Annotated in this window: 23 protein-coding genes; 15 read left to right on the top strand and 8 right to left on the bottom strand. The window is 67.5% G+C overall.

Going from position 1 to position 22,964, the window contains the following annotated elements:
* Positions 1-6 precede the first annotated feature (6 nt).
* Complete coding sequence (locus ACLIME_RS13530; RefSeq protein WP_411557250.1) at positions 7-390, bottom strand: MerR family transcriptional regulator; 384 nt, start codon at positions 388-390, stop codon at positions 7-9.
* 114 nt (positions 391-504) lie between these two features.
* Between ACLIME_RS13530 and ACLIME_RS13525 the strand changes: the two genes are divergently transcribed.
* Together ACLIME_RS13525 and ACLIME_RS13520 are read left to right on the top strand one after the other, a co-directional pair.
* Positions 505-1,446, top strand: a complete 942-nt coding sequence (locus ACLIME_RS13525) for an aromatic alcohol reductase (RefSeq protein ID WP_411557249.1) — start codon at positions 505-507, stop codon at positions 1,444-1,446.
* Between the two features lie 142 nt (positions 1,447-1,588).
* Positions 1,589-1,876, top strand: a complete 288-nt coding sequence (locus ACLIME_RS13520; RefSeq protein ID WP_139382337.1) for a hypothetical protein — start codon at positions 1,589-1,591, stop codon at positions 1,874-1,876.
* Between the two features lie 574 nt (positions 1,877-2,450).
* On the opposite strand, the gene ACLIME_RS13515 is transcribed toward ACLIME_RS13520, so the two are convergent.
* Positions 2,451-3,461: a LacI family DNA-binding transcriptional regulator gene (locus ACLIME_RS13515; RefSeq protein ID WP_411557248.1), complete on the bottom strand. Its 1,011-nt coding sequence runs from the start codon at positions 3,459-3,461 to the stop codon at positions 2,451-2,453.
* A 102-nt stretch (positions 3,462-3,563) separates the two neighbouring features.
* Here ACLIME_RS13515 and ACLIME_RS13510 point away from each other — a divergent pair, with 102 nt between their 5' ends.
* The 5 genes from ACLIME_RS13510 (at position 3,564) to ACLIME_RS13490 (ending at position 11,131) form a co-directional block, all read left to right on the top strand.
* Entirely contained in the window at positions 3,564-4,916 is a 1,353-nt protein-coding gene (locus ACLIME_RS13510; protein ID WP_124767765.1) for an MFS transporter, read from the top strand.
* A gap of 27 nt (positions 4,917-4,943) precedes the next feature.
* Positions 4,944-7,439: a family 78 glycoside hydrolase catalytic domain gene (locus ACLIME_RS13505; RefSeq protein WP_411557247.1), complete on the top strand. Its 2,496-nt coding sequence runs from the start codon at positions 4,944-4,946 to the stop codon at positions 7,437-7,439.
* On the top strand, positions 7,436-9,688 hold the full coding sequence (locus ACLIME_RS13500) for a glycoside hydrolase family 3 C-terminal domain-containing protein (RefSeq protein ID WP_411557246.1): 2,253 nt from the start codon (positions 7,436-7,438) through the stop codon (positions 9,686-9,688). Before ACLIME_RS13505 ends, ACLIME_RS13500 begins: the two co-directional genes overlap by 4 nt.
* 86 nt (positions 9,689-9,774) lie before the next feature.
* Positions 9,775-10,560: an SDR family NAD(P)-dependent oxidoreductase gene (locus ACLIME_RS13495; RefSeq protein WP_411557245.1), complete on the top strand. Its 786-nt coding sequence runs from the start codon at positions 9,775-9,777 to the stop codon at positions 10,558-10,560.
* Between the two features lie 61 nt (positions 10,561-10,621).
* The gene (locus ACLIME_RS13490; protein ID WP_411557244.1) at positions 10,622-11,131 is read left to right on the top strand and encodes an RES family NAD+ phosphorylase; all 510 of its coding nucleotides are present in this window, start codon (positions 10,622-10,624) and stop codon (positions 11,129-11,131) included.
* A 46-nt stretch (positions 11,132-11,177) separates the two neighbouring features.
* On the opposite strand, the gene ACLIME_RS13485 is transcribed toward ACLIME_RS13490, so the two are convergent.
* Complete coding sequence (locus tag ACLIME_RS13485) at positions 11,178-11,675, bottom strand: CGNR zinc finger domain-containing protein (protein WP_124767761.1); 498 nt, start codon at positions 11,673-11,675, stop codon at positions 11,178-11,180.
* Between the two features lie 85 nt (positions 11,676-11,760).
* Between ACLIME_RS13485 and ACLIME_RS13480 the strand changes: the two genes are divergently transcribed.
* Positions 11,761-12,633, top strand: coding sequence for an alpha/beta fold hydrolase (locus ACLIME_RS13480; RefSeq protein WP_411557243.1), 873 nt, complete (start codon positions 11,761-11,763; stop codon positions 12,631-12,633).
* Between the two features lie 239 nt (positions 12,634-12,872).
* Complete coding sequence (locus tag ACLIME_RS13475; RefSeq protein ID WP_411557242.1) at positions 12,873-13,061, top strand: hypothetical protein; 189 nt, start codon at positions 12,873-12,875, stop codon at positions 13,059-13,061.
* 10 nt (positions 13,062-13,071) lie between these two features.
* On the opposite strand, the gene ACLIME_RS13470 is transcribed toward ACLIME_RS13475, so the two are convergent.
* The 5 genes from ACLIME_RS13470 to ACLIME_RS13450 all read right to left on the bottom strand — a co-directional run bounded on the left by ACLIME_RS13470 (position 13,072) and on the right by ACLIME_RS13450 (position 17,147).
* Positions 13,072-13,581 carry a MarR family winged helix-turn-helix transcriptional regulator gene (locus ACLIME_RS13470; protein WP_411557241.1) on the bottom strand — a complete coding sequence of 170 codons (510 nt, stop codon included), beginning with the start codon at positions 13,579-13,581 and terminating at the stop codon, positions 13,072-13,074.
* Between the two features lie 4 nt (positions 13,582-13,585).
* A complete protein-coding gene (locus tag ACLIME_RS13465) occupies positions 13,586-14,011 on the bottom strand; it encodes a polyketide cyclase (protein ID WP_411557240.1) in 426 nt (141 codons plus the stop codon).
* Between the two features lie 103 nt (positions 14,012-14,114).
* Positions 14,115-14,729, bottom strand: a complete 615-nt coding sequence (locus ACLIME_RS13460; protein WP_411557239.1) for a hypothetical protein — start codon at positions 14,727-14,729, stop codon at positions 14,115-14,117.
* Between the two features lie 325 nt (positions 14,730-15,054).
* Positions 15,055-15,984, bottom strand: a complete 930-nt coding sequence (locus tag ACLIME_RS13455) for a hypothetical protein (RefSeq protein WP_411557238.1) — start codon at positions 15,982-15,984, stop codon at positions 15,055-15,057.
* A gap of 221 nt (positions 15,985-16,205) precedes the next feature.
* On the bottom strand, positions 16,206-17,147 hold the full coding sequence (locus ACLIME_RS13450) for an SDR family NAD(P)-dependent oxidoreductase (RefSeq protein ID WP_411557237.1): 942 nt from the start codon (positions 17,145-17,147) through the stop codon (positions 16,206-16,208).
* Positions 17,148-17,196: 49 nt separating this feature from the next.
* Between ACLIME_RS13450 and ACLIME_RS13445 the strand changes: the two genes are divergently transcribed.
* From ACLIME_RS13445 to ACLIME_RS13420, 6 genes are all read left to right on the top strand, one after another.
* Positions 17,197-17,625: a MarR family winged helix-turn-helix transcriptional regulator gene (locus tag ACLIME_RS13445; RefSeq protein WP_411557236.1), complete on the top strand. Its 429-nt coding sequence runs from the start codon at positions 17,197-17,199 to the stop codon at positions 17,623-17,625.
* A gap of 95 nt (positions 17,626-17,720) precedes the next feature.
* On the top strand, positions 17,721-18,620 hold the full coding sequence (locus tag ACLIME_RS13440) for a MerR family transcriptional regulator (RefSeq protein WP_411557235.1): 900 nt from the start codon (positions 17,721-17,723) through the stop codon (positions 18,618-18,620).
* A 241-nt stretch (positions 18,621-18,861) separates the two neighbouring features.
* Positions 18,862-20,202, top strand: a complete 1,341-nt coding sequence (locus ACLIME_RS13435) for a cation:dicarboxylate symporter family transporter (protein ID WP_411557234.1) — start codon at positions 18,862-18,864, stop codon at positions 20,200-20,202.
* On the top strand, positions 20,199-21,092 hold the full coding sequence (locus ACLIME_RS13430; RefSeq protein WP_411557233.1) for a LysR family transcriptional regulator: 894 nt from the start codon (positions 20,199-20,201) through the stop codon (positions 21,090-21,092). Before ACLIME_RS13435 ends, ACLIME_RS13430 begins: the two co-directional genes overlap by 4 nt.
* The gene (locus ACLIME_RS13425; RefSeq protein ID WP_411557232.1) at positions 21,089-22,312 is read left to right on the top strand and encodes an alkaline phosphatase family protein; all 1,224 of its coding nucleotides are present in this window, start codon (positions 21,089-21,091) and stop codon (positions 22,310-22,312) included. Before ACLIME_RS13430 ends, ACLIME_RS13425 begins: the two co-directional genes overlap by 4 nt.
* 141 nt (positions 22,313-22,453) lie before the next feature.
* A complete protein-coding gene (locus ACLIME_RS13420) occupies positions 22,454-22,960 on the top strand; it encodes a hypothetical protein (RefSeq protein WP_411557231.1) in 507 nt (168 codons plus the stop codon).
* Positions 22,961-22,964: the final 4 nt, after the last annotated feature.

Genomic DNA, 22,964 nt, shown 5'->3' with positions numbered 1-22,964 from the left:
GACGGTTCAGGGCCGCGCGGGCGACAGCAGATCGGCGTGGTCGGTGTGCTGGAGGTAGTGGATGACCGCGTCACGGCTTTTCTCAAGACACACGATCCTGTCTTCCACGACGCGCAATTCTCGTGCCAGATCCTCCGCCAATGCGCGACTGCACGAGGCAGACTGCTGTCCCGGCTGTGGTGCTTCGATGTCCAAAACGATTTTGATCATGCGTGTGGACAAGCCGGCTTGGACCAGGGCGCGGACATGGCGGGCGTGTTCGACCTGCTCGTCGGAGTAATCGCGGTAGCCGTTCGCCGATCGCGTCGACTGGATCAGTCCTTGTTGTTCGTAGTAGCGCAGCATGCGCGTCGGAGCGCCGACCACAGCAGCCGCTTCACCGATCTTCATCCTTCAGCCATCCCTTCACCGCACCCGGAGTTGACATTGACACTGGTGTCAAACTTTACGCTGGCTGACATGATGGGCGCCCAACCGTTGGGCGACCAAAGGAAGGACACACCTATGTCGGCGACCGCCTCCAGCGCCCCCTCGCGGAACATTCTCGTCATCGGAGCAGGAGAACTCGGCATGCCTGTCCTCCGCAACGTCGTGAGGCGCGCCTCACCAGCTCCGGAAGCGTCCGTCGATGTGCTCCTGCGGTCGAACACGATCGACTCCACCACTCCCGCGAAGCAGCGCAACGTCGCTGAGATCCGCGCTTTGGGAGTCGGCATCGTTCAAGGGGATCTCGTTGGGCATTCAATCGATGAACTCGCGGCCATCTTCGCGGAATATGACACCGTGATCGGCTGCACCGGGATCACAGCCGGCGTTGAAACTCCGATGAAAGTCGCACAGGCCGCTTTGCAGGCGAAGATTCCGCGGTACTTCCCGTGGCAGTTCGGCGTCGACTTCGATGTGATCGGGCGTGGCAGTCCACAGGACATTTTCGACTCGCAACTCGACGTGCGAGATCTGCTCAGGGCGCAGCACGACACCGAGTGGGTGATCATCTCCACCGGCATGTTCATGAACTACCTCTTCGAGCCAGGCTCAGGAATGGTCGACCTGACGAACCACACCGTCAACGCGCTCGGCAGCCCCGACACCGCGGTCACGGTGACCACGCCGGAAGACATCGGTGCACTCACGGCGGAGATTCTGTTCGAGGAGCCCCGGATCCGCAACGAGATCGTCTACGTAGCAGGCGACACGATCACGTATCGCCAGGTCGCTGAAACCCTGGAAGCAGTCCTTGGTCGTCCGTTCGAACTTGCAGTTTGGACAGAGTCGTCGCTTATGAACGAGCTGGCGAACGACCCAGACAACATGACCCGGAAGTACCGCGCCGTGTTCGCGCAGGGGCGAGGCGTAGCCTGGGACAAGAGCGACACGTTTAACGAGCGCCGGTCGATCCCGACTACAACGCTCCGGGAGTGGGCCCAGCAGAACCTCGTCGCCTGAGTACCGGATCCAAGCGGCGTAGAGCTCGAGAGGAGGCGCCCATGAGCACCCCACGCGGGGCGCACTGCTTGACACTTTGCGTGCGCGTTCACAAGTAGCTGTCTTATGTCTTCCAGGTGAAGATGTCATATTCCACGCCCGGTTGACCTTCACCGAAGGCGACGTGCGATACAGCACGCTCGCCACGGGGCTGTTCCTGACCGAAGGAGGCGGGGCGATGTCCAATGTCCCATCGCAAATCCTCGTCCCGGTCATGCACGGTGTGACATTCGAGGAGCTCGATCAAGTCACCCCCACCCTTGCGTCGCGCGGTGGATTCAGCACGGCCGAAGAGCCAATGGAGGACATTGCCGTGAAGATAGCCGAGCTCGTCGGAATCGTCACGGAAGAAGAAGCCGACGAACTCAACATGGTGCCTGCCACCAGCTAGCCCCGGGGAAACGAATCGTGCTTCACTCCAGTCGCGGCCCTGCAGGCGCCTGGATGCGACTGCTCTCGGTTCCATCAAATAGCGGTTAGTCGCCTTCGTTATCCGGCGCAACCGTTAGCGGAACGGAGGAGGAGGAGCGTTCGCGGCCTCCTAGAGGATGACCCGCGAGACGCCCCATGAACAACGAGTTGCAGGACGGTTGCCGGTGAACCACTACGTGGCTCGGCGGGTTGGGGTCAACGGTCTAGGTGTTTCAGGGCCGTCGAGTTCGAGCGAAGATCTGCGATGTCGCGGCACACATCCTGACGGGGAGTGTGGGGCCGCGCTACTGTCGAGCGCGACAACTATGCAGACCGGTCACTCCAGGCCGGGCCTCGGCGGAGGGCGCCACCAAATGCCCCCAGCCCGTCCTCAGATCCGCGGAATCACGCGGGCATGTTCGGAGCGACACTTTGTGTTGGAAACGCCGGCGACACTTTACGTTGGAAACCCGCTGATTCAGCGGGACCGTGGCGACACTTTGCGTGCGCGTTCACATGTAGGTAGGACCGCGTTTCGCGAGGTCGCCCGCCGTTCAGCGAACGAGCTGGTCCGAGGCGGGTATCGCGGCGCAGGAGTCACGGACGATGACCTGTTCCAGGACCGCTTCGGAGAGATCCGGCAGCTCGGTCCCGCTGGCTTGGGCGATCGCGACGGCTGCGAAGTTCGCGCCGTCGGCTTCTTCGTTGCGGCGTACGGTCGTCAGGGAGGGGACGAAGAGGGCTGCGATCGGTGCGTCGTCGTGGCCGATCACGGAGAGATCGTTCGGCACGCTGAGGCCGAGTCGCAGAGCCGCTCCCACGATGAGGGCCGCGACGTCGTCGTTGTAGGCGGCTACGGCGGTGACTCCGGCGGCGCGCCAGTCACGGACCGCTTCGATCGCATCGTCCTGCCCGGCCAGTGTCCGCACGTCGAGTGGAACCCGGTCGTGTCGTTGCTCGTGCTGCTGAGCTGCCTGGACGCGCACGCTGGCGAGATCAGTCAGCCGGGGATCAGCCGTCGAGGCATAAGCGATGCGGCGGTGTCCGAGGCCGTGCAGGAACCTGAGTTGCTCGGCAGGTCCCGTATCGGGTGAGGCGCTGCCGCCGATGTCGTCGGGGAAGATGTGATTGATGCCCTGAGCGCGCATGCTCACGAGTTGCTCCGGCGTGAACGGGGCGAACCCCATCACGACCTCCGGCTCCAGCAGCTCCCACAGTGGCCGAACGGCGCTTTCGCGGCGAGGCGTATACGTCACCAGGGTGTACCCCGCATCGTCGAGCACGCTGCTGGCTGCCTCGATCAACCGCTGCATGCTCGCGCCGACAGGCCAGTCGGGGAGGACGAGGAGGACGATGCGGCTCGCCCCTCGGGCGAGTGCCTGCGCTCCGGCGTGCGGCCGGTAGCCGATCCGCTCGGCCGCCTCCAACACGCGTGCGCGGGTACTCGACGAGATCGTCTGTCCGGCGGTCTGGTTGAAGACGAACCCGACGGTCGCGCGCGACACTCCGGCTTCGCGTCCGACGTCGGCGGCCGTTGGGCGTTTCTTCACGAGGGGATCGCTCACCGGACCACTCTGCCGTACTTGTGCTTGCGCGTGCTAGTTCGATCGGACTAGAGTGCAGAACTAGCGCGCGCTACCCGGCGCCATTTCGACAATGGAGTCCCCATGACACACGAGCCCCCACGCAACGAGACGCCGCGAGCGTCCGCTGCTCCCGCCCAGCCGTTCCCTGCAGCGCCGGCAGCCGTCGAGGAGGTCATCGACAGCGCACCCAGCCGGGTCGAACCGCAGGCGAGCCCGTCCTACATCTGGTTCCAGGTACTGGGGCAGTTCGGCGTCTTCGTCGCCTTCATCACTCCGCTGGCGATCTCCCTGGCGATCCGGCTCTCGGAACTCGCTCCCGGCCGCGACGAGTACCTCGGCTACATCACCGGGTCGGGGGCCCTCGTCGTGATGCTCACCGCTCCGCTGTTCGGGGTGCTCAGCGACCGCACGCGTACGCGGATCGGGCGTCGTCGTCCGTTCATGATCGCGGGCACGGTGTTGGGTGTGGTCTCCCTCGTGGTGATGGCGCTCGCTCCATCCGTGTTGGTGCTCGGTTTCGGCTGGGTTCTCGCGCAGATCGGCTGGGGTCAGGTGCTACAGAACCTGCAGACGTCGATGGCGGACAAGCTGTCCGAAACACAGCGTGGCAAGGTCGCCGGACTCGCGGGGTTCGCGACCCAGGTGGCACCGGTGTTCGGTGTCGTGATCGCCGGGTCGTTCTCCGGGAACGCTCTGCTCCTCTTCCTGCTCCCGGGGCTCGTCGGAGTGATCTTCGTCGCCATGTTCGTGCTCTTCACGCGGGAACCGGACACGCGGGGGGCCCGCTTCGATGAGCGGCTCTCGCCGAAGACCTTGTTCAGTAAGTATCTGTACAACCCGCGGCGGTTCCCGGACTTCTCGCTGGTCTGGCTGGGGCGGTTCCTCTTCTACTTCGGTCTCACCCTGAACACGACCTTCACCGCGTTCTTCTTCGCCTCACGGCTCGGCGTCGAGGTGACCGAGGTCGCACCGATCATCGCCACCCTCGGCCTGTTCGGGATCGGAGCGACGACCCTGGGGGCGATCGGGGGCGGGTTCCTCTCGGACAAGGTCCGCCGCCGACGCGTCTTCGTCCTCCTCGGCGCCGTGCTGTTCGCCGTCGGCGCGATCGTGATGGCCCTGGCTTCCGACGTCCCGGTGCTGTACACCGGGTCGCTGATCACGTCGGTCGGCATCGGGATGTTCGCCGCGGTCGATCAGGCGCTGATCCTGGACGTCCTGCCGGAGAAGGCCACCAACGCCGGGCGGTACATGGGGATCATCGGCTTCGCCGTGTCGATCCCGCAAGCTGTCGCGCCGTTCATCGCACCCGTCTTCCTCGCGATCGGCGTGACCGCCGGCGGCGGTAAGAACTACACACTGCTCTACATCATCGCCGCAGCGTTCACCCTGCTCGGAGGGCTCGTGGTCCTGAGAATCCGATCCGTCCGATAGCCCGTCACCACCGCCCGAGGAGCCACCATGTCGACCTGGACCGCGTCCTTCGTCACTCCAGCCACCCCCCGTCCGGCGCCCGAGGGCCCTGCCGCGTACCTTCGCAAGGAATTCACACTCACGAGACAACCTGCTGCCGCGACACTGCGCGTCACCGCCGTGGGGTTGATCGAACCCCACCTCAACGGATCAGTGGTCGGTGATGAGGTCCTCACTCCGGGCTGGACGTCCTATCGTCACCGCCTCGTGGTGAGCAGCCACGAGGTGACCGACCGCATCCGCCTGGGCGGCAACGTGATCGGTGCCGTCGTGGGCGAGGGGTGGGCTCTGGGCCGACTCGGGTGGGAGGGCAAGCGCCACCATTACTCGGAGCGACCCGCCGGCTGGTTGCAGCTCGAGCTCGAATACGCCGACGGCAGCACCGAGGTGATCGCGAGCGACGACACGTTCCGCTCCAGCACCGGTGGGGCGCTGACCGACAGCATCTACGACGGTGAGGAGTTCGACGCGCGCCTGGAGCCATCGGGGTGGGACGCGCCCGGCTTCGACGACAGCGCTTGGGGTGGTGTGACCGTGATGGACTGGCCGCAGGAGGCCCTCGTCGAACCCATCGCCCCGCCGATCCGGCGCATCGAGGAGCTCGCGCCGGTGGACATCCTCACCACACCCACTGGTCTCACCGTGCTGGACTTCGGCCAGATCATCTCCGGATGGGTGCGACTGCAGGTCACGGGCCCCGCCGGCACGACCATCGCGCTCCGCCACGCAGAGGTCATGACCGATGGCGAGCCTGACTACGAGACGATCCGCACAGCGCGGGCGACGGACCGGTACACCTTGAGCGGTGGTCGCCCCGAGGTGTGGGAACCGCGCTTCACGTTCCACGGCTTCCGGTATGTGCAGGTCGACGGGTGGCCCGGGGAACTCACCGCCGATTCGGTTCGCGCGATCGTCGTGCACTCCGACATGCGGCGCACCGGGTGGCTCGAGACGTCCGATCCGCTGCTGAACCAACTCCACGCGAATGCCGTCTGGTCGATGCGCGACAACTTCGTCGGCGTGCCCACCGACTGCCCGCAGCGGGACGAGCGGCTGGGCTGGACCGGCGACATCAACGCCTTCGCGCCCTCCGCCGCGTTCCTCTACGACGTCCGCGGTGTGCTCGGATCCTGGCTGCGCGACCTCGCCGCCGAGCAGGCGGTGCGGGGCTTCGTGCCCTGGGTCGTCCCCGACGTCCTGTCCACGCCGTCCTCGCCGACGGCCCTGTGGAGCGACGTGGCCGTCAGCCTGCCCTGGACGCTCTATCGGGAGTACGGCGACCCGCGGATCCTCGCGGAGGCCTACCCCTCGATGATCGCATTCATCCGCCAGGTCGCCGATCTGCTCGACGAGAACGGGCTGTGGAGCAGTGGATTCCAGTATGGGGACTGGCTCGACCCCGATGCGCCGGCGGACAACCCGGCCGGCGGGAAGACCGATCGGCACCTGGTCGCCGCGGCCTATCTCTGCCGAACCACTCGGGAGATGGCCGACACCGCCGACGTTCTCGAGCGGCCCGACGATGCAGCGGAGTTCCGAGCGCTGGCCGAACGCGTGCGGACCGCCTTCCTGAATGAATACGTCAGTGCGAACGGGCGAGTGGTCGACGAGACCGCGACCGCCTACGCGCTGGCGATCGCGTTCGACATCCTCGACGAGTCCCAGCGGGCACACGCGGGGGACCGGCTCGCAGCGATCGTCGCGAAGGCCGGCTACCGCATCTCGACCGGATTCGCCGGCACTCCGTTGGTCACCGACGCCCTGTCCTCGACAGGCCACCTCGATGCGGCCTACCTGCTCCTCCTGGAGACGGGCTGCCCGTCGTTCCTGTACCCCGTGACCATGGGGGCCACGACCGTCTGGGAGCGATGGGACTCGATCCGTCCCGACGGCTCGATCAACCCGTCCGGCATGACCTCCCTGAACCACTACGCGCTCGGCGCCGTCGTCGACTGGATGCACCGCACGATCGGCGGCCTCACCCCGGTCGAGCCCGGCTACTCCAGGATGCGCATCGCGCCCCGGCCTGGCCGCGGTGTCACTTCCGCAGTGCTCAGACACACCACCACGCACGGCGACGTGCTCGTCGACTGGCGGATCGTCGACGGTGAGGGCCGCGTGCTCGTCACGATCCCGGACGGCACGACCGCCATGGTCGAGCTCCCGCTGCACCCGGATGCGGCGGCGTTCGAGATCGCTGCCGGGTCGCACGAGTGGAACTACCCCGTGGAGGACGCGGGCCAGGGCGGTTCGTACAACTTGGACTCGACCCTGGGCGATATCGCCGCCGACCCGAACGCCTGGCGCCTGTTCACCGACGCGTTCGGCCGACACGTCCCTGGCGTGCCGCTGGACGACAACGACCCCGGCGCCGCGGCCCTGTCCATCAGAACCCTCCTGGACTACATCCCGGGCGCATCCGAGGAACTGAAGACCGACATCGAAGCGTCCCTCGACGCCGCAACCACTGGAGCATCAGCATGACGTTCGATCCATCAGCACTGACCCTCGCGCAGAAGGCAGCCCTCCTCTCCGGCGCCGACTTCTGGTCCACGAAGAGCCTGCCCGACGCGGGCATCCCATCGATCGTCCTCACCGACGGACCCCACGGCGTGCGACGCCAGGCCGGTGACGCCGACCACCTCGGCATCAACGACAGCCTGCCATCGACGTGCTTCCCCCTCGCCGTGGCGGTGGGCAGCAGCTGGGACCCGCAGCTCGCCGCACAGGTGGGTGCCGCCGTCGGCCGGGAAGCACGGGCGTTCGGAGTCTCCGTCGTCCTCGGACCAGGGGTGAACATCAAACGCAGCCCGCTGTGCGGCCGGAACTTCGAGTACTACTCCGAGGACCCTCACCTCTCCGGAGTGCTCGGCGCCGCTCACGTCACCGCGATGCAGGAGACGGGGGTGGGGGCTTCGGTCAAGCACTTCGCCGCGAACAACCAGGAACACGAACGGATGCGCATCAGCGCAGACGTGGACGAGCGCACCCTCCGGGAGATCTACTTCCCGGCCTTCGAACGAGTCGTCCGGGAGGCCAGGCCCGCCACCGTGATGTGTTCGTACAACAAGATCAACGGGGTCTACGCCTCCCACAACCGATGGCTGCTCACGGACATCCTGCGCACCGATTGGGGCTTCGAGGGCGCGGTGGTCTCCGATTGGGGCGCCGTCAGTGACCGCGTCGCAGGTGTGGCAGCCGGGATGGACCTGGAGATGCCCGGCAGTGGAGGAGCCACCGACCAGCAGATCGTCGACGCCGTGCTGGCCGGGCGACTCGACGAAGAGCTCGTGGACGAATCCGTCCGCAGGGTCGTGGCGCTCACCGAGCTGGCAAGTGATGCCACCGGTGATCTCGACGTGGACGGCCACCACACGCTGGCCCGACAGGTCGCGGCGGATTCGATCGTGCTGCTCAAGAACGATGAGTCCACCCTCCCCATCCGGCCGGACACCCGCATCGCCGTGCTCGGCGCCTTCGCGACCACGCCCCGGTATCAGGGAGGCGGCAGCTCCCACATCAACGCCACCCGCGTCGACGCCGCCGTCGACGCCATCCGCGACCAGTCGTGGGCGGAGGGGGTGACCATCGAGCACGCGACCGGGTTCACCGAGGACGGCTCCGGTGACACCGCCGCGCTCCTCGACGAAGCGGTCGCCGTCGCCGCCCGTGCGGACGTCGCCGTGCTGTTCGTCGGGCTGGGAGACCGCGACGAGTCCGAAGGGTTCGACCGCGACACCCTCGCCCTCCCGGCCGCGCAGGTCGATCTCATCCACGCCGTCGCAGCGACAGCGGCGAAGACCGTCGTCGTGCTCTCGAATGGAGGCGTCGTCTCGCTCGAAGGCTGGCACGACGAGGTCGACGCGATCCTGGAAGGGTGGCTGCTCGGTCAGGCGAGCGGCTCAGCCATGTCGGATGTGCTGTTCGGCCGGGTCAACCCGTCCGGCCACCTGGCGGAATCGATCCCGCTCCGTTTGGAAGACACCCCCAGCTGGGTGAACTTCCCCGGCGAGCAGGGCCACGTGCGGTACGGCGAAGGCGTCTTCGTCGGGTACCGGTACTACACCTCGGCGGAGGTGCCGGTGCGGTACCCGTTCGGTCACGGACTCAGTTACACCACGTTCTCCACCGAGAGCGTCGTCGCCCGGGTCGTCGGTGACACCGAGGTCGAGGTCGACGTCACCGTGACCAACACCGGTGAGCGCACTGGCAAGCACGTCGTCCAGCTCTACGTCGCCCCGGCACCGGCGCCGGTGCGCCGCCCGGTTCGAGAGCTGCGCGGTTTCGCGAAGGTCGACCTCGGTGCCGGCGAGAGCACCACGGTCACGCTGCGGCTCGATCGGCGCGCCTTCGCCTACTGGGACATCGAGCTCGACCGGTGGGTCGTCACCGCCGGCGACCACCTGATCCAGGTCGGCTCGGACGCCGCCACCATCACCCGCGAGACGGCCGTGACGCTGAGCGGAGACACGATCGTCCGCGAACTCACCCTGGCGTCCACGGTCGGCGACTGGTTCGGTCACCCCGAGGTCGGACCCTTGCTCATGCAGGGCATGTCCGCGGGGATGACCGCGGAGCAGGCCCAGCAGGCCGCGGAGAACCCCGACCAGCTCAAGATGGTCGAATCCATGCCCATGCAGCAGTTCCTCGCATTCGTCCAGGGTGCCATCCCCGAGGAGTCCCTCGAGCAGATGATGCAGCTGTCGCGATCCGCTGCGGGTGCCGCACGATGACGAGGGTGCCGCCGCCTGGCGGTCCGGGCTCGCCGGTCGGCCGGCCACAGAACATCCCGAGGACGACGACGCCGATGGAGGCACACATGAACAGATACGACGACAGGCGAGTCCTCATCACCGGGGCAGGCTCCGGTATCGGACAGGCGACGACCCTGCGGATCCTCGCGGAAGGCGGGACGGTCGTCGCCGCGGACATCAGCGACACGGGCCTGGCGGACACCGCGTCGAAGGCAGGCTCTGACCTCGAACGCTTCCATCCGGTAGTCATCGACATCGGTGACGAAGGATCGGTCCGTGGCGGCGTGGAGGAGGCCGTCGGAATCCTCGGCGGGCTCGACGTCCTCGTCAACGCGGCCGGCATCCTGCGTTCCTCCCACACGGCGACGACCAGCCTGGAGAGCTTCCAACAGATCATCCGCGTCAACCTCACCGGGACGTTCCTCATGATCCGCGAGGCCCTTCCAGCCCTGCAGCGGGGTACTGGAGCCGCCGTCGTGAACTTCAGCTCCACATCCGCCGGCTTTGCCCATCCCTACATGGCCGCGTACGCCGCGAGCAAGGGAGGCGTGCAGTCGATGACGCACGCGCTCGCCGCCGAGTACGCCAAGGATGGCATCCGGTTCACCTCCGTCCAGCCGGGCTCCATCTCATCCGGGATGACCAGCGGGACGGGCATGAGCGGTCAAAGCGTGGGTCCGGGCCTGCCGGACGACGTCGACTACAGCCTCATGATGAAGCTCCAACCCATGCTCGGTGAAGGCTTCGCCTCACCCGATGCCGTCGCGGGCGTCGTCGCGATGCTCGCGAGCGCCGACGGCGCGTTCATCACAGGCACGGAGATCCGGATCGACGGCGGAACCCACGCCTGACCCCTCGATCACCTGCTGACATCGGGTCGCGCGCGACATTCCGCGGTGAGAAGCTTGCGTTGTGACCGGTATCGACCTGACCTTCGCGCCACCGCTGAGGGGCACGTTCTATCGCGCGATCGACCCGAGCTTCCGCGAGTTCGCGATCGCCGGATCGCGTGCCGTCGGGCGCTACTCGCGGGCGAACGAGCCGACGCTCTACCTGAGCTCGTCCATCGATGGCGTCGAGGCCGCGATGATCGCACACCAGGATGCTCGGGCGGCGGCGCGCGAGATCGTGGAGGTCGATGTCGAGGCGTCCGGCATCGTCGACCTGCGCGACGTGGGAGCGCTGGAGTCGGCAGGCATCGACCTCGCCGACGCGACAGCCCCGTGGCAGGACCTCGCCGCCGCCGGAGGCACGCCGACGTCGTGGAGGGTCCGCGACCGCCTCCTTGCCGGCGGCGCGAACGGATTGATCGATCCCTCGCGCAAGCTACCGGGGCTCTGGCATATGGTGCTCTTCCGCTGGAACGAGCCTGGTGCGCCGGTCGTCAGCTTGAGAGGGATTCATGTTGCCGCCGCGAACTGATGCCGTAATACGACGTTCGTCCTGATCCGAGCGTGTGCCGGGCCGCTCAGCTCTGAGCGCGGCGCGCATGCGTGCGCGCCTTCATCCGGTTGCCGCAGACCGCCATCGAACACCACTTCGCGGTGCCAGGTCGACTGTGGTCGACGAGGAACTGCGTGCACTCGTGGTTCGCGCAGGCGCGGAGGCGCCCGGGGAACTCCGTGATCACGCTCGACCACGCCAGCACGACCCCCGCCACCAAGCGATCGTCGTCAGGGACCTGAAGCTCCCAGACCACGCCATCCGGGGTGATACGCGGCGTGCGCACGGCATCGTCGAGGATGCCCGCGAGGTCTCTGATCGCTCCTCCGTCATCTCCACGGACCATGGTCTGCAGCGCCTGTCTCGCACGTCGGAGGCGCGCCACCTCGTCCACGGATCCCGTGCCGCCCCAGCTGCGCGCCAGGTCTCGTCCGGTCGCCCCCTCGAGACGGTCGGTCGGGGTGCCCTCGACGACCGGCGCACTATTCAACAGGCCCAGCAGCAGCTCCTCGTCGCGAAGCATCGTTCTCCGTTCTGTTGCGCCGGCCGGCGCCCTGGATCCATGCTACCGTCTGGCTAACCAGTAAAACAATCTAAAGGGGTTAGCAATGGTCACCGTTCACCACCGCACCGTCTCGATCGACGGGCTCGACGTCTTCTACCGTGAGGCCGGCCCGGCAGACGCTCCCGTGCTCCTGCTCCTCCACGGGTACCCGAGCAGCTCCCACATGTTCCGGCACCTCATCCCGGCGCTTGCCGGCGAGTACCGCGTCATCGCTCCGGACCACATCGGCTTCGGTCGCTCCTCCACCCCCTCGGTCGACGAGTTCGAGTACACCTTCGCGGCCCTCGCAGGGGTCACCGGCCGGTTCCTCTCGACCATCGGCGTGACGCAGTACACGATCTACGTCCAGGACTACGGCGCCCCGGTCGGCTGGCGCCTGGCCCTCAACGACTCCACTGCCGTCGTCGCCGTCATCTCCCAGAACGGCAACGCCTACGACGAAGGCTTCGTGCCGAGCTTCTGGGACCCGATCTGGGCCGACGCCGCCGAACGGAGCACCGAGACGCGCGACGCGCTCCGTCCAGCCCTCGGCCGGGAAGCCGTCGAGTGGCAGTACACCCACGGCGTGCCGGACACGACGACCGTCGACCCCGATGCCTGGGAGCACGACCTCGCGCTCCTCGCCCGTCCGGGTCAGGACGACGTGCAGCTGGCGCTCTTCCGCGACTACGCCACCAACCGGGACCTCTACCCCGCGGTGCACGAATGGCTCCGCACCTCACAGGTACCGGTCCTCGCGATCTGGGGTCGTAACGACGAGATCTTCGCCGCAGCCGGAGCCACGGCGTTCACCCGCGACGCTCCTCACGCTCGCGTCGAACTCGTCGACGGCGGCCACTTCCTCCTCGAATCCGACCTCGACCACGTCGCTGTCACCATCACGGACTGGCTCCGGACGACTGACCGAAGCGCATAGTCCGCCGGGTCAGTCCGTCCACCTGGACCGAGGTCAGCGGCGGCGCGTTCGGCTCGGACGGCTGGCTTGACTGTCCGGCGGCAGTGCGGACTCTGCTCTCCATCCTGGAAGCAGTCATCGGCCCGCGGCCGCCGGACCCGTTCGCGGTAGCACCCGTCATACTGGACGGCGACCAGGGCGGTGGTCGCCCGCACGGCCGACATGGAGGGCACCCGAGGATGGGTAGAGAACGGACGCTAATGGATCTCTGGGCGCGGATCCTCTTCCTGGTGCTCGGGCTGGCGCTGGTCGTCTTCTGTACCTACGCCATTGCGACGCAGGACTTCCTGCGGCCTCGTTTCTACGTGTTCACGGGACTCGCGGGCGGGCTGATGCTCTTGGGAGCGCTGGTCGTCGATGTTGTGAAACGGCGTGGTAAGTCTCGTTGAACACGGGAGATCACAGCTGTTCCTCGCTGGAAGACGGGTCGTGGGGTGTTCGCTGATCGGGCGCGACGCTCGGCGGCGAGGCGAGGTGCTGGAAGACGGCGAGGAGCGAGTCGCGCTGCGTCGGAGTCAATGCGGCGAAGTAGGAGGCGTCGGCTGATTCGACGTCTCGTGTCGCCAGGTTCGCCAGCTCGATCCCTCGATCGGTGGGGTGCAGGGCGTTGGCGCGTCCGTCCTCGGGGTGCGGCTCGCGACGGATGTACCCTTTCGTCTCCAGTGCACGGAGGACTTGCGAGGTCATCATCACATCGAGTTCCGTGTGCGCCGCGAGGTCACGTTGGCTCACCGGCACGGTGCGATCCATCCAGGTCAGCGATGCGAGGAGCACGTACTGGACGTGCGTCAGATCGTGCGGGGCGAGGGCGGCGCGGATGTGGCGCTGCCAGGAGGTACTGGCGCGCCAGAGCGCGAGCCCCAGGCTCGACTGCGCGTCGGGGAAGCGGGTGTCGAGGTCGCCGGCCATCGGATTACCGGGCCGAGCGCTCTGCTGCGGCGAGCAGTTCGCTCATCGCCACGGGGAAGTCACCGCTGATCTGCGGCCCGAGTTCGGGTCCCACCTCGTCGGAGCCCGGTCCGTCGATGGCGAGCGTGTGCGTAACGGTCGTCCCGCCGTCCGCGGTCGGGCGCAGGTCGTGTCGGAAGGTCAGTTCCAGGTCCCCGAACCGGGTCCGGTCCGCATAGGTGGTCTCCGGGACGAGTGCGACGATCGTCGACTCCATCGGTTCTTGCCCCTGCGGTGTGATGGTGAGCGTCGTCCCGACGACGAACGGCCCATGCAGTTCGAAGCTGTCCGATGCCGGGCCGAGCGGGGTGCCGGAGTGCAGCCGCTCGAGCGCGTCCCAGACTGCGGATGCGTTGGCCGTCGTCGTCTGCTCGTAGTTCGTCGTCCACATGTGAATCCTCCAAGTAGTAAGTGCGCTTACTGTAACAGCAACCGGATCCCCGCGGAAGCCTCTTCGTCGGAATCGGTCTGGCGGCGCGTTCGGCTCGGACGGCTCAGGCTGCTGGCGGGTTGATCGTGAGCTCGCCGGGGAGTCCGGAGACTGCGAACGCCGCTTGGATGGCGGCGGTGACCTGGTCATCCGGCTTGCTGAGGTTGGCGTGGAGCGTGGTTTCGCCGTCGGCGACGGTGTAGATGATGCTGTCCAGGCCCGATGATCCCTGGAACGGGATGGTGAGCGCTTCGAGGAAGTCGGCGAGTGCAGCGGGTGGTGTCTCGTCAGTGGTGATGCGTACGCCCTTGTAGGCGCCGGTGCCGCTGTCCCAGGTCAGGGTCCATCGGACGGGACCGACGGTGTCCTCGAGGCGGTCGCCGGTCGTGTGCTGGCGGAGCAGGTCGACGAAGTCGGTGTACCGTCCCCGCTCGGAAGCGTCCAGATGGGCGGGGGCGTCGGTGGCGAAGTACAGCGTGATCGGCCCCGGTCCGGCCAGGTGTTCGGCGACCGACACCCAGCCGTCGTCCGAGATGGTGTTCCAGTTCTCGGCGAACACTGTCGAACGGGCGGCCGTTTCGACGGTGCTGATGTCGCAGGGTGCGAAGCGGTCGGTGGGTGCGAGTGACTGCAGGACCGTCGCCGTCTCATCGACCGTGATGTCCTCGTCGAGGTCCACCGACAGGGTGCAGCTCGAGCCGGAGCTGTAGGTGAATTCCTTCGCGTACGCCGAGACGGTGCCGTGTTCGCCGCCAAGAGGCGATCTTCATCGTCGAACAGGAGTACAGGATCATCGCTGCGATGCAGGCCATAGCGATGAGGAGGACGAGCACGACGATCCGGCCGGCCCTACTGCGGCGGGTGCGTGGCGATCTCGGCCGGGGTTCGCGAAGGGTCGGCTGGACGAACACGTCACACCACTTCCTGTGTGGCCGACCTGCGTCGGCGGAGGCGACCGGTGCCGACGGCGGCCGCGCGCGGTCCGATCGTCGCCGTCGCGGACATCATCGTCGGGAGAAGAGCCGCTCGAACAGCGAGGGCTTCGGAGCGGGCCGGCTGCCGGCGATCCGGCGCATCCGTGCCTGGATCTCCGGATCGCTCTGCATCGCCAACATCGCCAACCGCGCCGATCCGAGACCCCACTGCGACCAGTGCTTCGCGTGAGCCGTCACCGCCGTGATCTGGCTGAGCTGGTTCAGATCGCTGAGTTCCCGCCATCGCGTGAGGTCGAGCATCGCGATCTCCTCGGCATAGGTCTCGTTCACCCGGGTGATCCCGGCGTTGCCCGCTCGACGGCGCGCAGGGGTCTCGGCCGAGGCGTCGCCCGTCGCGAGGTGGATGGTGGCGAGCTCGTCGAGCAACTCCTCGAACACTGCGTGCAGCTCGGAACGGACCTTGGGGGCTGTCGCGATGACCTGGTCCTCCTCGGTCCTCCACGCGATGAGCACGCCGCCGGAGCAGAGGCGGCACAGTTGCCTGGGCACGATGCGGCTCGTGGCGTAGCCGCACTGGCAATACCCCGCGATGTTGGCAAGGGTGTCGTCGAGTGAGACGAAGGTGGTGTTCTCGTCCGACTCGGCTGACTCCACGGACTCCATCAGCAGCAGGGCTCCGGGCACACCCACGGCCGCTGCCCGTCCGACGTAGGTGCCGGGCACCCGGGTGATCTTCGTGGTCCACAGGTCGACGTCCTCGGCACTGAACAGCCCACTGGCCTGACGGACGTACTCACTGACGCTCCGCTCGACGATCGTCTCGAGCTCGGTGTCGAGTCGCTTCATGGCCGCGTCGTCCGACGGGTCGTCGAATCGTTCGTTCAGCGCGATCACGGCTTCGCGGCCGCGAGCCACGATCGCCTGGTGCACGGCTGCGGCACGCGGGTTCCGCTGCAGCAGCAGCTCCTCAGTGCCGAGTATCTCGATGCTCGTGATCATGGGGTTCCTCGCAGCGTTGTGGTCGCGCCTTCCGCGTGCTCTGGCGGTGCGCCCCGGAGACTCACTGGTTCAATCCGACGACTGTGATGCGATTCCCCATGGCCAAACAGTACTGGTCCCGTGTCGCCGAGCAGATGGGGACCGCTCCCCATCATCACGGCGGCAGGCCGCCCACTGGCCGGCAGGGAGCACCCGACGAACCTCCGGGCAGTGCCGCCGGGTCAGTCCCGCGCCGTGAGGATGGGCCTGCCGAGGAGACGCTCGGTCTCGTCCCAGATGAATGCACCCAGTTCCGGATCGAGGCTGATGGGCGGTGCGGGCACGATCCGCGGGATTCCGACCTCACGCCGTTCTGGACCGATGTACGCCATGGACGGGAGGGCGGGAGCGGTCACGGCGAGCACCGCCGACTGCGCTGCGTGCTGTTTGCCGGCGACGATTCGCGAGAAGAGTGGTCCGAGGACGGCGCCTGCGGCACGCTGGAGTGCGCTGCGCTGATGGATTCCGGGCCGGTCGACGGTCAGGGCGTCGATGGCGGCTCCAGGGTGCACCACGATCGACCGGGTCGAGTGCCCGCGGTCCTCGAGTCGCCTGGCCAGCTCGAACCCGAACAGCTGCACGGCATGTTTGGAGTTGGTGTACGCGATGCGGGGTCGGTAGTCGCGAACGGAGAGCCAGTCCGTCGGGTCGAACGGATACTTCTCGGTGACGAAGCTGCCCAGGTGGATGACCCGCGCGGCGGGCGTCCGCTCGAGCGCCGGGAGAGCAAGGCGAAGGAGTTCGGCGTGAGCGAGGTGGTTCACGCCCATGGTGTGCTCGACGCCGAACGGCCCGGATCGGCGCGTTCGATCAGGGCTGACCACACCGGCGTTCAGTACAAGCCCGTCGAGGCGATCGAGCTCCGCCAACCGCCCGCCTGCGGAGCGGACGGTGTCGACGTCGTCGAGGTCCGCCACCAGCACGCGATGGCGATGAGGATGGGGCAGCAGCTCGACCGCGGCGAGTGCGCGATTCGCGGAGCGTCCGATGACGATGACCGCCGCCCCGAGCTCGGCGAGCTGCTCGGCGATGAAGTACCCGACGCCCGAGGTGGCTCCGGTGACCGCGATGACGCGGGAGTCGAGCCGATCGGCGGACGTCTGAAGCTTCGAGTATTGAATCATATCCAGACCATAACACTTCAAGAGTCGAAGGAACTGGTACGGTTACCCCATGGATCCGAGAACCGCCGACATGGCTGCTGCCGTCCTGGCGGCGTTCGACGTCACGGCCCGCACGACGGAGGCGGTGACGCCTGCGCTCGACGAGCTCGACCTCACCATGAACACCGCGTATGCGTTGTGGATGGTCGACCCGGACGCGGAGAGCCTGGCGATGAAGGAGCTGGCGGCTCGCATGCACTGCACCCCTCCCAACGCGACCTTCCTCTACGGACAACTCGAGCAGCGAGGGCTCGTGGAGCGACTGCCCCACTCGTCGGATCGCCGTCAGCGGATGGTCTCCCTGTCTGAGCGTGGACGGGCCGTCAGGGCGTCGATGATCGACGTCGTCCTCCTGCACGGCCCACTCAACGGCCTCACGCGGCGGGAACTCGCGATCGTCGGTCGTCTCCTCGAGAAAGCGGCCCGGTCGCGCCCGTAGTCCGCGGCTGAGGCGAGGCGGCTTGCTCCTGCCGCAGCGGCATGTGGTCTGCTTGAAGCACATCCCATCCCGCCCTGATCCGAGAGGTCCGCCCCATGCACCCGTTCCCGACCCCGCCCCGTCAGGTCCTGATCGGCGACGCCGCTGCGTTCGTCGGCATCACGCCCCGGACGATCCGCCACTACCACCAGGTCGGCCTGCTCCCCGAGCGCGAACGGGGCAGCGACGGCCGCCGCCGGTACGGCTCCGAGGAGATCATCCGGTTGCTCTGGATCCGCCGTATGGCCGACGCCGGGATCGCCCTCGACGACATCCGCGACGCCTTCGACGGCGCCGCACCGGGTGGCGCCGACGGCGAGGACGAGGTCGCAGGTGTCCTCGCTCGGCTCGAGGACACCCTCGCCGCGCAGGATGCCGAGTTGCAAGCGAAGCGGGCCTCGGTGCAGCGCATGCGGGCCCTCGGCAGTCGACTGGGACTGCTCGACGACCTCGTCTCCGGCCGTCTCGAGGGCGCGCCGGAGGGCTCACTGCGCCAGGACGACCTGGACATCCTGCTGGTCACGGAGCGGGTCTTCGGTCCGCTCGGCGCCGCCGTCCAGGCCGGCCGCTTCGTGGCGCTGGCCGCCGATCCGGCACTGCGAGCGGAAGCCGACCGGGTCGACGCCGCCGAGGAGGCCCTGGACGACACGGTCGCGGTCGACGACCCGCGGGTGGCGCAGGTGGCCGCCGAACGACATGCCTTCGAGACCGCGCTCATGCACGTCATGGAGGAGTCCGGTCAGGGGGAGGAGGACGACGCGCTCTTCGACGTCTGGGACGAGCTGCACCCGCTCGAGGAGGCCGACGCGGCGCCCGCCCCCGGGCCCGCAGCGGGTTCTCGCGTGAAGAGCGCGGCGGAGACCATCCGGAGCATGCCCTACGACTTGTCCCCGGCCCGTGTGCGTTCCATGGAGCTGGCGGTGCAACTCGGCGCGGCTGCGGTGCCGGCGCCCTGAGCGGGACCTCCAGATCGGGGAAGGTGCCCGGATCCTGTCGAAGCCGTGTTCCGTACCGGTGGTGACCGTGCGATCCATCGCCTCAGCCGATGGGCGACAGCAGGGGTTGGCTGCGTGTTCACCCCTCGTTCGGCCGCGAGCTGTGCCACGGACACGTCGGTGTCTTCGTCGCGGCAGAACCTAGGAACGGCCCGAAGCTCTCGGGCCCATTCCTCTGGGGGTATCCGTGTCTCGCGCATCCGTGTCACTGAAGCGATCTCGATGGTTTCAACAGTTGTACGTCTGGGTGGTCGTCGGGATGGTCGTCGGCATCATCGTCGGATTCCTCGCCCCTGACTTCGGAGCATCGCTCGAACCGGTCGGAGAGACGTTCGTCGCGCTGATCACGATGCTGCTCGGCCCGATCATCTTCTGCATGGTCGTCGCCGGCGTAGCCGCGGTCAGCAACCTGCGCAAGCTCGGCGCGGTGGCGCTGCGCTCCCTGATCTACTTCGAGATCGTCACGACCATCGCCATGGTCTTCGGGCTCGTCGCCGTCAACGTCGTCCGCCCTGGCGCCGATCTGCGAGTCGACCCCGCGTCGCTCGAGGTCACCGCGGCAGCTGCAGAGCGGATCGACGCGGCGAAGGGGATGCACTGGTCGGACTACTTCACCCAGCTGATCCCGTCGAACATCGTGGAGAGCTTCGCGACCGGTTCGATCCTGCAGATCCTCGTCTTCTCGGTGCTGTTCGGCATCGCGCTCACCGTCGTCGGAGAACCGGCGAAGGGTGTCGCCCGCGGCGTCGAGCGACTCGGCACGGTCCTCTTCACGATCGTGCGGTTCGTCACCTACCTCGCACCGATCGGCGTCTTCGGGGCGATGGCGTACACCGTCGGTGCCCATGGCGCAGCGGTGATCGGAGGCCTGCTCAAACTCATCGGCACGTTCTACGTGACGTCCGCGCTGTTCCTCATCATCGTCCTCGGCGGCATCCTGCTCCTCGCTCGCCTGAACCCGCTGTCCACCCTGCGGTACTTCCGGGAAGAGGTGCTGCTCGCGCTCGGAGCGTCTTCATCCGAGGTCGCCTTGCCAGGGATCATCCGCAAGCTCGAGCGGGTCGGCGTGGAGAAAGGCACGGCGGGTGTCACCGTGAGCGCCGGCTACTCCTTCAACCTCGACGGAACCTCGATCTACCTGTCTCTCACGACGGTCTTCATCGCGCAGGCGCTCGGCATCGACCTCGGCCTGGGACAACAACTGTTGCTACTCGTCATCATGCTGCTCTCGTCGAAGGGCACGGGAGGCGTCACCGGTGGCGGCTTCGTCATGCTGAACGCGACGGTCGCATCGACCGGTCTCGTCCCCATCGCCGGAACGATGCTCGTCCTCGGGATCGACCGCTTCATGTCGGAATGCCGGGCGGTGGTCAACTCCCTGGGTAACGCTGTCGCCGGTCTGGTGATCGCTCGCTGGCAAGGCGAGATCACCTCGGCCGAGGCCAACGCGATCATGGGCGGTCGTGACGTGCACGCCTCCGGTGCCCAGCAGGACGACCCCGCCGCGCGCGGATCGGTCCTGGCGGAGCGGGGTTCGGCGTGACCCTGAATCTGCAGCGCCTGCAGACGTTCATCCACGTCGTCGATCTCGGCGGTGTCACCGCCGCTGCACGCGAGCTCGACCTCGCGCAGTCGTCCGTTTCTGCAGCGGTGAGTCAGCTCGAGACCGACGTCGCCGCCCCGCTCATCGAACGAGGGGCACGGCGCTTCCAACTCACCGATGCGGGACGCGCGCTCGTCGACCACGGCCGCGCGCTCCTCGCGAGCACGGAAGAGCTCCTCGACGGTGTCGCCCGCGCGCGCGATGCGCCCGTCGGCGGTCTGTTGCGGGCTGGAGCGACGACCACGGCTGCCGAACATGTGCTTCCCCACGCGTTGGCGGGCTTCTTCGTGCGGTACCCGGATGTGGATGTCGAGGTCACCGTCGCCCGCACCGAGCAGATCGTCGGGCAGGTGATCGACGGTGCGCTGCCGTTCGCGCTGATCGCGGGAAGCAGCGACGATCCTCGGCTCGTGTGCGAGACGGTCGCGATGGAGGAGCAAGCGATCGTCATCTCCCCCGATCATCTCCTGGCCGGCCAGAGGACCGACCCGGCGATGCTCCGCGGCACCCGTCTCCTGCTCCGCGAACGAGGCTCCGGCACCCGCGAGCATCAGCTGCAGCTCGCCGACCAGTGGCGGATCCCCGCCGCGCAGCACAGCACGCTCACGGGCACCGCGGCGATCCTCGCCGCGGTCTCGCACGGGCTCGGGATCACCTGTCTCTCCCGCTCCGTCGTCGACGTCCACCTGCGGGCAGGCGCTGTCGCCGAGATCGAGTTCCCGACTCCGGTCCCCGCCCGCGCCATCTCGCTCATCCGACGTCCGCACCGCACACCCCCGCTGATCGAGGAGCTCTTCCTCGAACACCTGAAGAAAGGCCGCTCCGCATGAGCACCGTCACCGTCAACGACCGCACGTACACGATCCCTGAACGCACCGTCGTCGTCTTCACCGTCGACGGCGGTGACCCGCGCTACTTCGACGACGCGCTCAGACGGGACATCATGCCGCGCCTGGCCGCGATGCTCGCCGCCGGAGGCTCGTTCGCGCTCGGTGCCTCCGAGATGCCCAGCCTCACCAACCCCAACAACATCTCCATCGTCACCGGCGTCTCCCCGGCGATCCACGGCATCCCCGGGAACTACTGCCGTCTTCCCGACGGCACGCTCCAACTGCTGAACGACCCGCGGTTCCTGCGGGCACCGAGCATCCACGCAGCGTTCGAAGCCGCCGGTGTGCCCACGCTGATGGTGACCACCAAGGACAAGCTGCGCCTCCTGCTCGGGAACGGAGGCGTCCCATCGGTCAGCGTCGAGCGCGCCGCCGGGGCCGGCCTCGACGCGTACGGCATCGAGGACATCGAGCAGCTCGTCGGTGAGCCCGCACCCGGCGTGTACGAACCACGAGCCAGCCATTACGCGATGCGCATCGGCCTCGCAGCCCTGCAGCACGCCCCGCAGTTGAAGCTGATCTTCGTCTCCCTCACCGACCGCGTGCAGCATGCATCCGCCCCAGGTGAAGAACTCGCCGATGAGTTCTTCATCGAGTTCGACCGACTGCTCGGCGAGTACTTCGATGCGGGTTGCCTCATCGCGATCACCGCAGACCACGGCATGAACAGCAAGCACGACGAGGCCGGCGAAGCACGCGTGATCTACCTCGAAGACGCGCTGCGCGACGCGGGCGTCGCCATCGACGAGGTCGTGCTCCCGATCACCGACCCGTACACCAAGCACCACGGTGCGCTCGGTTCGTTCGCGTGGATCTACCTCGACGACGCCGACCGCGAACGCGCTCGCCGGGCGCTCACCGCGATCCCGGGCATCGAGGAGGTCTGGGACCGCGAGGCCTCAGCCACGATCTACGAGCATCCCTTCGATCGCATCGGCGACCTCGCCGTCACCGCCGCGGCCGACACCGCGCTCGGCCGCACTGCTTCCGCGCACGATCTCACGCAGCTCCACAGCGCACTGCGCTCGCACGGCGGTCGCTATGAACAACTCGTCCCCCTCATCGTCAGCGAACCCGTGACCGGACCGCTCGCCGAACGCTACGCGGCGAACGTCCTGCGCAGCCGCGACATCCACGACCTCGTCCTCAACAACACCTGAGCCGAGGGCGCCTTTGACGCGTGGGACGACTCGTCGACCGCGATCGTCCGTGTCGGGACTGGTCGTCACCGTGCCCGTCCTCGTCTTCATGACCTGATGATCCGCGCTGCTCGGTGTCACCGGGGCGGGTAGGTTCGGTGCATGGAGCAGACGCAGAACATCCAGGGCTTCCGGAAACTCGTCGATGAGCCGCTCTCCACCTGGCCCGGAGCGCTGGTCGTGCTCCTGGCCGTGTTGGGCGTCGGTCTCGTCGCAACGGCGGCGGCGGTGGGCCCACTGGACGACTACTCCGAGGAGGAGCTGGCGCAGACCCTGCCGGTCATCGTGATCTCGCTCGGGGCGTCGCTCTTGGCTGTCGGAGTCGTGGCCCACCAGGTCGCGGGAGCGGTGCAGCTGCGGATCGACGCCTCTGCCCGCGCCGTGGAGCGGCTGTCCGAGCCGACGACCGCCGCTCCGACCACACCGGCGGACGACGCCCTGAGCCGTCGTTTCGCAGGAGAACTCGCGATGCACGTCGAGACCGTCTCCGGCCTGCGTCGACGTCTCGGTCTCGCCAGGAGGATCAGCGCGGGCCTCGTGTGTGCTGCCGGGCTGGTGCTCGTCTCGGGTGCCGTGCTGAGCTTCTGGGCACTGCCTGTCCTGACCTGAGCCA

Source organism: Plantibacter sp. MPB07, from assembly GCF_046619465.1.
GTDB classification, from domain to species: domain Bacteria; phylum Actinomycetota; class Actinomycetes; order Actinomycetales; family Microbacteriaceae; genus Plantibacter; species Plantibacter auratus.
This window is presented reverse-complemented; position numbering and strand designations above follow the sequence as displayed.

Bases quoted from the DNA above. Each gene is read 5' to 3' on its own strand.
- ACLIME_RS13500 (WP_411557246.1), top strand. From the start codon at position 7,436: ATGACGTTCGATCCATCAGCACTGACCCTCGCGCAGAAGGCAGCCCTC.
- ACLIME_RS13525 (WP_411557249.1), top strand. From the start codon at position 505: ATGTCGGCGACCGCCTCCAGCGCCCCCTCGCGGAACATTCTCGTCATC.
- ACLIME_RS13465 (WP_411557240.1), bottom strand. From the start codon at position 14,011: ATGTGGACGACGAACTACGAGCAGACGACGACGGCCAACGCATCCGCA.
- ACLIME_RS13445 (WP_411557236.1), top strand. From the start codon at position 17,197: ATGGATCCGAGAACCGCCGACATGGCTGCTGCCGTCCTGGCGGCGTTC.
- ACLIME_RS13530 (WP_411557250.1), bottom strand. From the start codon at position 390: ATGAAGATCGGTGAAGCGGCTGCTGTGGTCGGCGCTCCGACGCGCATG.
- ACLIME_RS13455 (WP_411557238.1), bottom strand. From the start codon at position 15,984: ATGATCACGAGCATCGAGATACTCGGCACTGAGGAGCTGCTGCTGCAG.
- ACLIME_RS13480 (WP_411557243.1), top strand. From the start codon at position 11,761: ATGGTCACCGTTCACCACCGCACCGTCTCGATCGACGGGCTCGACGTC.
- ACLIME_RS13440 (WP_411557235.1), top strand. From the start codon at position 17,721: ATGCACCCGTTCCCGACCCCGCCCCGTCAGGTCCTGATCGGCGACGCC.
- ACLIME_RS13450 (WP_411557237.1), bottom strand. From the start codon at position 17,147: ATGATTCAATACTCGAAGCTTCAGACGTCCGCCGATCGGCTCGACTCC.
- ACLIME_RS13475 (WP_411557242.1), top strand. From the start codon at position 12,873: ATGGATCTCTGGGCGCGGATCCTCTTCCTGGTGCTCGGGCTGGCGCTG.
- ACLIME_RS13505 (WP_411557247.1), top strand. From the start codon at position 4,944: ATGTCGACCTGGACCGCGTCCTTCGTCACTCCAGCCACCCCCCGTCCG.
- ACLIME_RS13425 (WP_411557232.1), top strand. From the start codon at position 21,089: ATGAGCACCGTCACCGTCAACGACCGCACGTACACGATCCCTGAACGC.
- ACLIME_RS13470 (WP_411557241.1), bottom strand. From the start codon at position 13,581: ATGGCCGGCGACCTCGACACCCGCTTCCCCGACGCGCAGTCGAGCCTG.
- ACLIME_RS13420 (WP_411557231.1), top strand. From the start codon at position 22,454: ATGGAGCAGACGCAGAACATCCAGGGCTTCCGGAAACTCGTCGATGAG.
- ACLIME_RS13485 (WP_124767761.1), bottom strand. From the start codon at position 11,675: ATGCTTCGCGACGAGGAGCTGCTGCTGGGCCTGTTGAATAGTGCGCCG.
- ACLIME_RS13495 (WP_411557245.1), top strand. From the start codon at position 9,775: ATGAACAGATACGACGACAGGCGAGTCCTCATCACCGGGGCAGGCTCC.
- ACLIME_RS13510 (WP_124767765.1), top strand. From the start codon at position 3,564: ATGACACACGAGCCCCCACGCAACGAGACGCCGCGAGCGTCCGCTGCT.